This is a genomic window from Corynebacterium sp. HMSC034H07, assembly GCF_001815175.1.
Taxonomy (GTDB): Bacteria; Actinomycetota; Actinomycetes; order Mycobacteriales; family Mycobacteriaceae; genus Corynebacterium; species Corynebacterium hiratae.
On the sequence record NZ_KV819524.1, the window covers coordinates 140,747 to 152,722 of the forward strand.

General features: G+C 54.6%; 13 protein-coding genes. 5 read left to right on the forward strand and 8 right to left on the reverse strand.

Annotation, left to right across the window (positions count from 1 at the left end):
* Positions 1-373 precede the first annotated feature (373 nt).
* The 3 genes from HMPREF3009_RS06360 (at position 374) to HMPREF3009_RS06370 (ending at position 2,808) form a co-directional block, all read left to right on the forward strand.
* Positions 374-928 (forward strand): CAP domain-containing protein, encoded by a 555-nt coding sequence (locus HMPREF3009_RS06360; protein ID WP_070680778.1) that lies wholly within the window; start codon positions 374-376, stop codon positions 926-928.
* Positions 929-1,651: 723 nt separating this feature from the next.
* Positions 1,652-2,317: an ImmA/IrrE family metallo-endopeptidase gene (locus HMPREF3009_RS13730; protein WP_158010564.1), complete on the forward strand. Its 666-nt coding sequence runs from the start codon at positions 1,652-1,654 to the stop codon at positions 2,315-2,317.
* The gene (locus HMPREF3009_RS06370; RefSeq protein ID WP_049155947.1) at positions 2,314-2,808 is read left to right on the forward strand and encodes a DUF4411 family protein; all 495 of its coding nucleotides are present in this window, start codon (positions 2,314-2,316) and stop codon (positions 2,806-2,808) included. The genes HMPREF3009_RS13730 and HMPREF3009_RS06370 overlap by 4 nt, the downstream gene beginning before the upstream one ends.
* Positions 2,809-3,227: 419 nt before the next feature.
* On the opposite strand, the gene HMPREF3009_RS06375 is transcribed toward HMPREF3009_RS06370, so the two are convergent.
* The 4 genes from HMPREF3009_RS06375 to HMPREF3009_RS13735 form a co-directional block, all read right to left on the reverse strand.
* Entirely contained in the window at positions 3,228-3,659 is a 432-nt protein-coding gene (locus HMPREF3009_RS06375; protein WP_049155944.1) for a hypothetical protein, read from the reverse strand.
* A 27-nt stretch (positions 3,660-3,686) separates the two neighbouring features.
* The gene (locus HMPREF3009_RS06380; RefSeq protein WP_070680784.1) at positions 3,687-4,118 is read right to left on the reverse strand and encodes a hypothetical protein; all 432 of its coding nucleotides are present in this window, start codon (positions 4,116-4,118) and stop codon (positions 3,687-3,689) included.
* Positions 4,119-4,184: 66 nt separating this feature from the next.
* Complete coding sequence (locus HMPREF3009_RS06385) at positions 4,185-5,438, reverse strand: sodium:solute symporter family transporter (RefSeq protein ID WP_232761000.1); 1,254 nt, start codon at positions 5,436-5,438, stop codon at positions 4,185-4,187.
* Positions 5,435-5,704, reverse strand: a complete 270-nt coding sequence (locus HMPREF3009_RS13735; RefSeq protein ID WP_232761001.1) for a hypothetical protein — start codon at positions 5,702-5,704, stop codon at positions 5,435-5,437. The genes HMPREF3009_RS06385 and HMPREF3009_RS13735 overlap by 4 nt, the downstream gene beginning before the upstream one ends.
* 241 nt (positions 5,705-5,945) lie before the next feature.
* Between HMPREF3009_RS13735 and HMPREF3009_RS06390 the strand changes: the two genes are divergently transcribed.
* Entirely contained in the window at positions 5,946-6,662 is a 717-nt protein-coding gene (locus HMPREF3009_RS06390; RefSeq protein ID WP_070680786.1) for a FadR/GntR family transcriptional regulator, read from the forward strand.
* A 9-nt stretch (positions 6,663-6,671) separates the two neighbouring features.
* Here the strand turns inward: HMPREF3009_RS06390 and HMPREF3009_RS06395 are convergent, their stop codons facing one another.
* The 3 genes from HMPREF3009_RS06395 to HMPREF3009_RS06405 are packed head-to-tail and all read right to left on the reverse strand — an operon-like array spanning position 6,672 to position 9,341.
* On the reverse strand, positions 6,672-7,382 hold the full coding sequence (locus HMPREF3009_RS06395; RefSeq protein ID WP_070680789.1) for an N-acetylmannosamine-6-phosphate 2-epimerase: 711 nt from the start codon (positions 7,380-7,382) through the stop codon (positions 6,672-6,674).
* Between the two features lie 41 nt (positions 7,383-7,423).
* On the reverse strand, positions 7,424-8,365 hold the full coding sequence (locus HMPREF3009_RS06400) for an ROK family protein (RefSeq protein WP_070680792.1): 942 nt from the start codon (positions 8,363-8,365) through the stop codon (positions 7,424-7,426).
* A gap of 31 nt (positions 8,366-8,396) precedes the next feature.
* Positions 8,397-9,341, reverse strand: a complete 945-nt coding sequence (locus HMPREF3009_RS06405) for a dihydrodipicolinate synthase family protein (RefSeq protein ID WP_070680795.1) — start codon at positions 9,339-9,341, stop codon at positions 8,397-8,399.
* A gap of 477 nt (positions 9,342-9,818) precedes the next feature.
* Here HMPREF3009_RS06405 and HMPREF3009_RS06410 point away from each other — a divergent pair, with 477 nt between their 5' ends.
* Entirely contained in the window at positions 9,819-10,850 is a 1,032-nt protein-coding gene (locus HMPREF3009_RS06410; RefSeq protein WP_065422039.1) for a thermonuclease family protein, read from the forward strand.
* A 266-nt stretch (positions 10,851-11,116) separates the two neighbouring features.
* Here the strand turns inward: HMPREF3009_RS06410 and HMPREF3009_RS06415 are convergent.
* Positions 11,117-11,976: AbgT family transporter (locus HMPREF3009_RS06415; protein WP_198531119.1), on the reverse strand; the 860-nt coding region annotated here is incomplete at its 5' end.

Genomic DNA, 11,976 nt, shown 5'->3' on the forward strand with positions numbered 1-11,976 from the left:
AGTGAAAGCTATACATTCGCAGAAGCTACCCATGCTTTTGCCAAGAAATAGCAAAGATTTCGACCATATTCAGCCCCTTTGCGCCTAAAAGGCCTGGTTATAGGAATGCCATCCTGAATAACCACCCCCGAACATTGCCCCCACTGCACGAAACTAAAGGCCCAACCTTTGCAAAGTCGGGCCAAAAGTAGGGGAAATCTAAAGAAGCTTAAGGGACGGGCCATAAATAACTTCAAACATAAGTCTAAAACTTAAAACTGCTGGTCAGCTGGCTTTTCTGCACCAAAGAGAGCTTTAATTTTAAGTGAAAGTACCGCTCGGTACGCGGCAAGAAAGCCGCCACTTAACCCTGAAGCAGAAAGAGGTGCCCGCCATGTTCCGCCTCCAGTTTGGACACACCGCCACAAAGATTATTGCCCCCGTTGCTGCTGCCGCAGCACTCTTCGCTGGCTCCGTTAACACCCCTGCTCAGGCTGTAAGTTCCTTCGGCACGTTCAACCCAGCCGCGTTCGGCTTCACCGTCCCCGCAGCCGCAGGTCCGGTTACCCCGGCACCGCAGACCTCCGCCAGCGTCCAGGGGATCATTAATCAAACCAATGCCCAGCGCGTGGCTAATGGCCTCGCACCGCTGCGCGTTGACCCGAACCTGACCAACCTGGCGCAGGACTGGGCCAACACCTTGAGCCGCGATGGCAACACCCGTCACCGCCCGAACTACTGGACGCACTACCCCGCCGGCCTGCCAGCGGGTGGCGAGAACGTCCTCCAGGCATGGAGCGACTACTCCGATGCTCGCATCGTGCAGCTATGGATGGACTCCCCCGGGCACCGCAAGAACCTGCTTGACCCGCGCGCCAAGTCCGTGGGTATTGGCATGGCCATCGGCGCAAACGGCAAGCTATATGCCGTCCAGAATTTTGGACGCTAAGCGTCGCGCTTTCTGCCATTAAGATGCGTCTGTGAGGTTGCTACTCCTTCTCACGGGCGCATCTACCGTTGTGAGTCCCAAGGGCATTCTTTGCATGTCCGCTTAGCCCAAGAACCAATCAAAGGAGCGACCAAACCTTTAGGAACCACTCATCGTTGAGCAGATCAAAACCATGCTGTACGTACTCGTATCTGGTCCTCTAAAATTGCCTTTAGCATTCGATAACCAACATGGAGCGCAACGATAGGAAAGGCTATGACCGTAAGTGTCCCGATGTCCCCTCCTGTCCTCGAATGGGCGGTTAAGAGGACCCGGCTGCCTGTCGACGAATTGGAGAAGAAGTCTGACTTCCATTGTTTGCGCTCTTGGTTAGGCGGCGAAAGCACGCCAACGTTCCGACAAGCTCAGAAGCTGGCCAAGCTGGCTGGAATACCTTTTGGATACCTGCTCCTCGAAGAGCCCGTACAACGAACCCCTCACCTTCCTGATTTCAGGACTCCGGGAAGCACCCCGTTATCCGACTACAGCCCTGCGCTCGAGCAGACGATTTATGCCTGTGAACGGCGCTTAGAGTGGTATGCCGAAGATGCACTAGCTAGCGGTATTGCAGGGCCTAGTTTTATCGGCCGGTTCTCTACGGATACGTCCGTGGGAAAAGCTACTGACTGGGCATGCGCCTTATTGGACTGGGTTCCAGGTAAGCGAGAACGTAGCCGAGACCGCGTGGCAACCCTCGCCGATGCCATTGAGCACACAGGAATTCTGGTCATGCGTAGCTCCGTCGTGGGCAATAACACTCAAAACAAGCTTGACCCTGATGAATTCCGAGGTTTTACGTTGATTCGGCATTCTTTCGGTCTTATCTTCATAAACAGTGCTGATTCTGGAGTGGGAAAGCTATTCAGCTTGGCCCACGAGTTCGGACACATTCTCATCGGCGAGCAAGGGATTTCCGGTGGCCCGCTCAACCAGCGCACCGTTGAACGCTGGTGCAATCAGTTCGCTACTGCGCTACTTGTTTCCACCAAGGACATCCTCAACCGTTGGTCCGAAACTAGAGATCTAGAGTCAGTTTGCCAATGGTCATTCAAAACTTTCGGCGTAAGCCGCGACGTCACTGTATGGCTCCTCGTAGATAACGGTGTACTCCCCCGAGAAGCTGGTCAGCGCTTCCTCCAAGAGGCCCCTTCCCCTCCGACGGCACAGCGCAATCGAGGTGGCGACTTCACAGTCGGACTGCGTTCCCGTTTGGGTGGGCTTTTCCTAGAGGCCGTGACCGGAGCACTCGTCGAAGGAAGAATTGACGAGCGCGAGGCATCCCGTCAGCTCGGTGTCAAGAAGATCAGCGCTATTGAAGCTTTGGTTGACCAGTATCAGGGACTACCATGACTCGGTATCTGCTCGATTCCAACATCATCATCAATGCGGTTCGGCTCTATCCTCGTGACGTGTTCCCAAGCTATTGGACCTCTCTGGAGAACTTCGTGACCGCCAAAACGTTTTTCTTCCATTATTCTGTTCAAGAGGAACTAGAGCGCAGAAAGGACTCCGTCTCAGCGTGGTTCCGGAGCTTCGTACCTCAAGACCAAATTCTGCACGTGGACAACGACGAAATTGAGTCATACCGTCGCCTTTCCACATGGGTAGCCTTCGATCGTGTGCCTCGCTTTGATGAAGCGGCGGTACGAGAGTTTCTCGATGATGCTGCCGACTCATGGCTAGTCGCCTCAGCTCATGCACGGAACATGTCAATCATCACCGATGAGAAATCCCAACCGCGCAGAATCAACAGAGTCAAGCTCCCCGACGCCGCTGCTGCATTAGGAGTTCAGTGCTCCACCTACTTAGACTTCCTCCGCTCGCGGGGAATCACATATTAAGGGACACTATCGTTCTCGGTGGATTTACATGATTCCGGCATTTCCACATCTACGCAGATCGAAACAAGGGCACCAATCTCCAATTAGTCTTCCGCCTTCGTCCTCCTCCACGGAGCATTCGGGTCTTGAAAGGTCGAAAGCACCAAATCAATCCACTGGCTTCTTCACGGGCAACACAAGTCCACGGATAAGCCTATTTCTATTTGGATCTTAAACCCTCTACCGCGGCTCCCGCTTGTTTGGTTTCGGCCCCAACCGGCCAAGACACCCACGGGCACGAAACCAAGAAGCGGCAGGGTGCAGCGCTTCATACGGGCCCCTTAGTGATGCTCACGCGTTACTTCCAATCGGGCAAGCATACGAGATGGGTCGGCGTTGCCGGGGCGATACCAATGCTGAAACGGGTCCTGTAGTCGCGGTTATTCGGCGTGAAAGGCCGGGTTCAGGGTTTCGATCGTGGCCATCGGGGTGTCATAGCCGAGGACGTTAAAGCCTGCGTCCTCTCCGGGCCACAAGAATGTGTGGTCGAAGCTATCGGAGGCGAGATCATAGCGCGCGATCCAGGTCTGCCACTTACCGCGTTCCGGATCGGCGGTAAGCTGTCGCAACCAGTCCAGCAGGTCGGGGTCGAGTGCCGGATTGCGTATGCCCACCGGCGTGGGCAGGGTCTCCTTGCCGACAAAGCGCCATGCTTGTGATGCACCTTGCACCTCGTTGAGGCCGGTCACGACCACAAAGCCGTCCCACGGTTTCTCCTCATTGAGCTCCTTATCTAAACGCAGACACTCGCTCATTGCTTCAAGGACCGAATCGGCGGAGTCCATGTCGACGGTGAAATCAGATATAGTCATTGCGTTCCCTCCAGTTGCGCCATGGGTTTATTCAGCGTGATGGGCTGGGTTCAGGGTTTCGATCGTGGACATCGGAGTGTCATAGGCGAGAACGTTAAAGCCTTCGTCCTCTCCGGGCCACAGGAATGTGTGGTCGAAGCTATCGGAGGCAAGATCGTACCGCGCGATCCAGGTCTGCCACTCACCACGTTCCGGATCGGCGGTGAGCTCTCGCAACCGTGCGATCAGCGTACGGTTGAACGCTGGGTTGAGTGAGGACACCGTGGTGATCAGAGTCTTATCACCGACAAACCGCCATGCTTGGTGCGCCGCGTGCCCCTGCTCGTAACCGGACACGACCACAAAGCCATCCCACGGTGTACGCTGATTGAGTTTGCGGTCCACGCGTAGGCATCGACCGATTACATCCAGAATCGAATCGACGGAGTCGTAGTCAACCTCGATATCGGGTGTGGTCATTGTGTTTCCTTCAGTTGCTTTCGGGGTACACACGAACCAAGCCTAGCGGCAGCCTATTCGTATTGCTTACTCACTTTGCGCAACGGGTATTTGATTGACACTGCGCCGCGTGTATTCAAGGTCCTTTCCGTAAATAGTCAAGCCCGTGATGTCGTGATGGTCAGATTTCCTGAAGATGAAGGATGCCAGGTAGCCGATAACGAGAGTTCCTACGAAGGCGACAATCGAGACCAAGAATGGGCCTTGGTCCAGCTTTCCAGCGAAATACGCAGCAATCGCACCGCACAGGAGCCCGATGAGAACACCATTGGAATTTGCGGACTTCGTAAAGATACCCAAGACAAATACCGCAGTGAGCGGAACTCCAAAAAGACCAGTAATCGCGAGGAACAGGTCCCACAGGTCCGACTGGTTGGTAATGATGAGATACAGTGCAACGGCCAATCCGAAGGTTCCGGCAACGATGATGACCAGGCGAGAGAAAGTAACCGACGCTTCCTTCGGGGAGAAGCGGTTATAGATATCCACGGCAACGCACGCGGAAATCGAGTTGAGCGAAGAAGAAATTGTCGATTGCGCAGCCGCCAAGATGGCAGCAATCAAGAGTCCAGCAATGCCTGCAGGCAGCTCCGAAAGAATGAAATACGGCACTACAGCAGAAGTGTTGACTCCTTCAGGCAGACCACCCTTCGCTTCGTAGAAGTTATACAAAGCCGTTCCCATCCCGTAGAACAGCGGAATAGTTATCAGCGCCAGAATTCCGTTGACGATGAGAGACTTCTTCGTCGCTTGAATCGTGGGAGTCGTTTGGTAGCGCTGAACGACGTCCTGAGAAGAGGTGTACTGGTGCAAGCTGTTCAGTACATTTCCGATAAAGATGAATGGTATCGAGGAGAAGACTGCATTCGTGGTGAAGTTGTCCGCTGAGTAGAACTTTCCTTCTTCAGCGGCGTTAACCACCGCACCGCTAAATCCATCGGGAGTCATGGCCATGGCCGTCAGCACTACCGCTGCGGCGCCAGCCAGCAGCAGGATGCCTTGAATCACATCAGACCAAATCACGCCTTCCATGCCTCCCAGGAAGGTGTACACAATACAAAGAGCGCCTACAAACGCGGCGACGACCAGCGGGTTGATATCTGCCACCGACGTGATTGCCAACGTAGGCAAATAGATAACGATGGCGATGCGCCCGACGTGATAAAGAACGAAAAGGAGCGAGCCGAGAACTCGGAGGACAACAGAGAACCTCTCCTCAAGGTATTCGTATGCCGTCGTGACATCCAGCTTCCTAAAGAATGGGACGTAGTAACCAATCAAGATTGGAACAATCGCAAAAATTGCGAGGTTTCCAGCCGAGTAGGCCCAGTCAGATATGCCTTTTCCGGCGTCGACATGAATGTGATGGCAGACAGCGTCGTGGCATAGATAGAAAATCCCGCTGCCCAGCCAGGAATCCTGCCACCCGCTTTGAAGAATTCGTCCTGATCACTTCCGGCCCTGCGCGCAAAATAGGCGCCGACAAGAAGCATTCCCAGGAGATAGAGGATCAGAACTATCCAGTTGAGTGTTCCGAACGATTGCATTTGACCTTCCCTTCAGGGCTTTCAGTGCAGAGAGCTAAATCACTCTCCAATTCGTCTGTGCAACAAAGCATGTTGAAAGATACAATACATCAGACGTCTGATGTGTGAAGGGATTTAAGATAAAGCCGTCTACCCCTGATCATCAGAGCGAAGTGCTCCTCCCCCAGCAGCGCTCATCCTTTGAGAACCCCGCCAACGTGGGAGGCTTAAGATGGATCGGAAAGAAAAGAGGGATTAACCAGTGCACACCGGAACATGGGGATTCAGTGAAGCCGAGCATCGCCCTGCCTCAACCACACAGCAGGCTGTAGAAGGCATCAAACAATTTATTCGGGACAATGCGCTTAAGCCTGGGGACACTTTGCCAACCGAATCTGAGCTCTGTGCGGAACTCGGCTTCTCTCGCTCCTCCGTCCGAGAAGCCATCAGAATCCTAACGACGTTAGATATCGTCGAAGTCAGGCATGGAACAGGAACGTTTGTCTCCGGCACGTCACTCAAAGCCCTAGTTCAAGGCCTCATTTTTCGCGCGACTCTCGACGCTGACGACAACCTTGAAACGCTTCGCAATGTGGTGGAGATTCGGCAGGCAATTGATCTTTCTATCGGGCAAGAAATCACTACCAAACCCGATCCCTCCAAGCTAGATCAGTTGAGCGCCATCGTTGAAAAGATGTCAGCCAAGCGGGAGCAAGGTCTCAACTTTGCCGAGGAGGATCGGGAGTTTCATCAGGTTCTGCTTTCCGAAATAGATAACCCGATTATCCGTGAGCTCAATGATGCCTTCTGGCAGGTGCACATGAACGTCATTCCACTTCGCAAAATAGAAGAACCACAGGACTTCAGCAGAACGGTTCGCGCGCACCAAGACATCGTCGATGCCCTACAGAATAAAGATCTGAAGAAGTACCAAGAGTCTGTAATCAGGCATTACGAGCCCCTGCTGACTTCGCTGTGACAGTCCGTGTCAGCTATTAAAGCTCCGCGTAATCCACGCAGGGTCTGTAATGGCAGTGCCAATGATGATTGCGTCGGCGCCGGCGCGCTTTCCTGCAGCCACATCATCGCGCGAGGCAAACCTTCCTTCGCCGATTACAAAGGCATCCTCACCGCAGAGCCGTCGCCCCTCTGCCAAGCATTCAAGATCTGGACCTTCGATCTTGCTCCGGAACTCTGTATAGCCAGCCAGCGTCGTTGAAATGATATCTGCACCTGCTTGGTGCGCCCGCTGCATTTCTTCCGGGGTAGAACAGTCAGCCATCGACAAAACATTCAACCGGTGGCACTCCGCGACAAGGTCAGAGAAGCTTGAGCCATCAGGCCTAGGGCGATCCGTAGCATCCGCACAGACAACAGCTGCCCCCGCCTCAGCCAATCGGCGCACGGACTCAACAGTAGGGGTGATATAAACCCCCTCACTCCCCTCCTTTGTTAGGCCGAAAACTGGTACATCTACTGCGGCTGCGATTGCCTCGACATCCTCGATGCCGCCATACCCGCCACACCGGATTGCGCGGCTTCCGCCCTCAACACACGCACGGGCGACATGCGTCAAGGTGTGGGTATCGCGCATTGGGTGACCATCTGGCGCTTGCACCGAGACAATCACCGAGTTCCGAATCATGCCGTGAACTTCTTCTCGGCGGTCCGCCAGTTCACTACTCTTAAACCTAAACATATACCTGAGCCTTCTTCTGGAAATACCGCAGATAAACGGTGCTAAAAAGCGTTGTCTCGAGCAAAAGCCGCTGCACCCACTAACGGTGCTGTCGCCGGAGATTCAGTAACCCGAATTGCAACGGAGCGATTCGGCTTCAATGCGAAATCCTCAATGGCCTGACGGAATGGTTCTTCCACAGCGGCCCCAATCTGGCACACACCGCCGCCCAAGACAACGGCATCGAGATCGAGCCCTGAAACAAGACCCGCCACAGCTCGGCCAAGGCCATAGGAATTCCCTCGAATAATCCGGGAAGCGAGTTCGTCTCCCTGGTTCATTCTTTCCACGACCTTTTCAAGGGGGAGCGCTAACTGGGCCCTTTCCTTCCACTGCACCCGTTCGCTTGCGGGGTTCGCAGAAAATTCTTCGTAATACGCAGCCAGACTATTGCCGCTCATGATGTTCTCGGCGCGGTTTGCAAAGCCCCGGAAATCAGCACACAAGAGTTCCGAAAACTCTCCAGCCGATCCGGTAGGTCCGCTAAGCAAAATCCCGTTATCGCTTACCGCACCACCGACACCAGTCCCCAACGAAAGGTACAGGACTCTGCCTGACTGAAAATCCCTCGCGGCTCCGAGCATCAACTCTCCGTACGCCCAGACTCGCACATCGTTATGAACAGCACACGGGAGATCAACAACCTCTTTCGCGACCTCACGAAGGTTGGTGCCAGCCCAGTTCTTAATGGTGTCTCCGTTGTAGGTGACGAGCCCTTCGGGAGCTTTAATGACTCCTGGCGAGCCAATGCCGATTCGCGCCGGAGTGATACCCGATTCCTCCAACGCCAGCTGAATGGCTTTCTGGATCTGCTCCTGTGGCGAAGCCCCGGCCGGCTGGGTAGGTATCTTTCCCAGCGCTACTGCTTGTGTTGGGTCCTCATCAGCCACGAAGCCCCAACCAATCTTGGTTGCACCGACATCAAGCGCAAGGGTACTAGTCACTCTTCACTCGTTTCGTCGTAGTCCAGAGGAATTAAGGTTCGATCACCTGAGCGGCATCGACGATGTCATGAATCTTGGCCAGCTCCTCATCATTCAGAGCGACATGCGGACGGGACATCAGCCCCGACGGGAATACGCCCAGATGGTGAAGCGCTGCCTTGAAACTGCCGAGACCCTGCGAGCTTCCGCCCATGCGCGTGCCGTCACCAACACCAACGATGGTGAAAAGATCACAAATCTTAGACTGCAATTCCGCAGCCTCTGCATACGCTCCGTCCACTAGGAGCTCATGCAGCTTCACGTAGGAAACTGGGTCCACGTTGCCCAGACCAGGTACCACGCCATCGGCACCTGCCAGGTAAGCAAAGTCGACCGTAGTTTCCGAGCCGGTCAAGACTACAAAGTCTTTCACCCCAGCCTTGTCGCGGGCGCTAATCAGAGCACGCGTGTATCCATCATTGCCGCCGGAATCCTTGACACCAGCGATAACGCCTTCCTTGGCCAGAGAAATAAGAGTAGCGATATCCAGCACGGAGTGAACGCTGACCGGAATGTTGTACGCGTAGATGGGGGTCTCTGGCGCGGCTGCATGGAGAAGCCGGAAGTGCTCAGCAATTTCTACATCATGAGTACGAACATAAAAAGGGGCAGTAGCAACTAGCCCTTGCACCCCGAGCGCGACGGCATCTTCAATGTGCTCGATTACTCGCGGAGCCGTCATGTCAATCACGCCGGCGATGACCGGAACGCGCCCTTGAGCCTGTTCCACCACCGTTGCGATGACTTCCTTGCGCTGCTCTCGGGTGAGGAAAGCTACCTCACCTGAGGAGCCGAGCACGAACAGGCCATGAACGCCAGCCTTAATAAGGCGTTCAGCCTGGCGCTTGAGGGTATCGGTGTCGACGGAGTAGTCCTCATTAAACGGGGTCAGCAGCGGTGGTACAACACCGCGCAGGAGCTGTGTGCTTGCAGTCATGTTTGGAAACCTTCCTCTTCGCCTTCGTATTAGAGTCATAAGACATCATACGTCTCCTAGGATTGTGATGCAGTTCCTTCCAGCGAAAAGAACTCCGCTTACAGCTCGTTGCCTAGTTCAAGCTCTCCGCCTTCCACACTCCCCTCTTCCTTGGAACAGTGGAGCGGGGGCACCTTACCTAGAGCCATGGGCCTGCTAGCAGTACGATGCCAATCAGTTTTTAGCCTCGGCAAAAAGTCGACCGCTTGGTTATGATGGCGCGCCTTACGATTGTGAATGTGCGCCTGCCAACACGTGACTGTAGGCGCGTTCGACTCGCCCTTGCGTGCCGCGACCGAGAGAACCGGAAGTGGACAAAACAGCTGCAAGCAGGGCCGGACGCCGCAAGGTTGACAAACTATATAGGAACACCCCCTAATACAGGCATGTATACTCCTGATGTTCTTGTTACTTTCTTTCTCTCGTGGGGTTCCTGATATGGGATTTTTCAAGGTTGTCGCTGGGCTCTTAGCCGCCGGTGGAGTGAGCTACGGTGCCTATGCCGTATTAGGGCCGGACTCTTCCGATGACGTCATTACGGTCCAAAACGTCATCGATGGCGACACCATCGATGTAGCGCAGGATGGTGAGACCACGCGTATTCGCCTGCTCAACATCGATACGCCTGAGATGGGCAAGGAGTGCTTGGCCGAGGAAGCAAAGCAATATTTGGCAGGCCTGCTGCCAGTAGGCACGGTAGTGACGCTGGAGTACGACGATGAGCGCGAGGACAAGTATGGCCGCACGCTGGCCGGTGTATTCAAGGAAAGTTCGCTCATCAACGCCTCCGTTGCTGAGGAAGGTTTCGCAGTGCCGATGAAAGTGGGCAGCAACACCCGCTTCTTCTCGGAGGTCTCTGCCGCTGCCGACCGAGCCCGTGCTGCGGGCAAGGGCATCAACTCGGCCGGTCCGGAATGCAGCTTTGGCGACGACAGCGCCTACCAGTCCTTCCAGGACGCACGCTCCGCCGTGTATGAGGCGCGGCAGTTCCACTTCAATGACATGTGGAACGACGAGCAGCTCGACAAGGCTCGTAGCCATGCCACCCGTCTAGCCATCGCGAAATTAGCCGTAACCAAGCTGGAGAAGGCCATGGCGGAACAGTCTGAGTTCCAGAAGGAAGCGTTTGGCAAGGAGCAAGCAAAGCTTCTCGACGAACTGAAGAAGGACGCCACTGAGCGAAAAGAATCTTTGGATCGCGAAATCTCCTCCGCCAATGAGGAACGCGAGAAGAAGCGCGCCGAGGAAGAAGCAGCACGCAAGGCTGCGGAGACTGCCCGTCGCGCGGAGCAGGAGGCCCAGCAAGCAGCACCCGCCTACCAGGCACCAGCCGCACCGGCACCTAGCAATCCGGTGGACAACTACACCGGTTGCCGCGCCTACAACGGAAACTACGCAATGACCAGTATTGACAAGAAGGGACGACCCTACGCCAAGATTGATTGCACCACACGCGTGCAGATTGGGTAAACACGAGCTGCAAATACCGGAAATACCCGGATAAACGAAAGTAGTTAACCCGTGAGAGAAGCTCGACTGCAGTTGCACTGTCGTCGATGCGCATGCCGCGTTGACGGAGAAACTCAACTTGTTGTTCGCAGCTCAGGCAATTTTTTTGGAATATGTCCACGTCTCCGTGAGAACGAAAGGCCCCGGTCATTTATGCGTTCCCTACAAGGGGAAGAGGCCCGACCGGGGATCTATCGTTCGGTATTTTACTACACCACGCTGTCTTACTACAGGTGAGCGGTCACGCCTGGGCCATAGGGTATTTCTAACGCGAAGAATACAAGGAAGACGGCCAAGAAGGTACAGAAGAACGCAATCGTATAGGGCAGCATGATGCTGATATATGTGCCCACACCCGCACTCTTGTCGTACCGACGGATATACCCCAGGACGATCGGTAGGTAAGGGGATACCGGTGTCACCATGTTCGCGGAGGAATCGCCCATACGATAGGCCGCCTGGATGAAGCCAGGGTGATAACCCAATTGCATAAAGAGTGGAACAAAAACCGGCGCTTCCAATGCCCACTTGGCGCTGCCTGACGGAATGATCAAGTTGAGCAGGGCTGTGAACACGATGTATCCGATAATCAGGAAGATTCCGGTAAAACCAATTTCTTTTAAGAAATCACTACCGTTGACCGCTAGCCAGATACCGATGTTCGACCACTCGAAGTACTTGATGAATTGCGCGATGGCAAAGACCATTACAATGTAGCCGGACATTCCGGAAATACCCTCTGCCATATATGACGACAGATCCTTGGAGTCCTTAATCTTCCCCATCAGGATGCCGTAGCTAGTGCCGAGGAGCATAAAGAAGCCGAGTATGATCGGAATGATGCCCGACATGAACGGGGAATCGATGATTGCCCCGTTTTCGCCCCGGAGTGGGCTATCGGGGAGCAATACGACTACCGCAATTAGTACGATGTACGCCGTCCCCAGGACAGAAGAAAATAGCAGGGCTCTGTCGCTTTCCTTTGTCTCTTCCTCTAGCTCCTCGGCGTTTATTGAACCTTCGTACTTACCGAGGCGCTTTTCGGTGACATAGGTAGTGGGCCTGACCCCCGGAAAGTAGACACGTC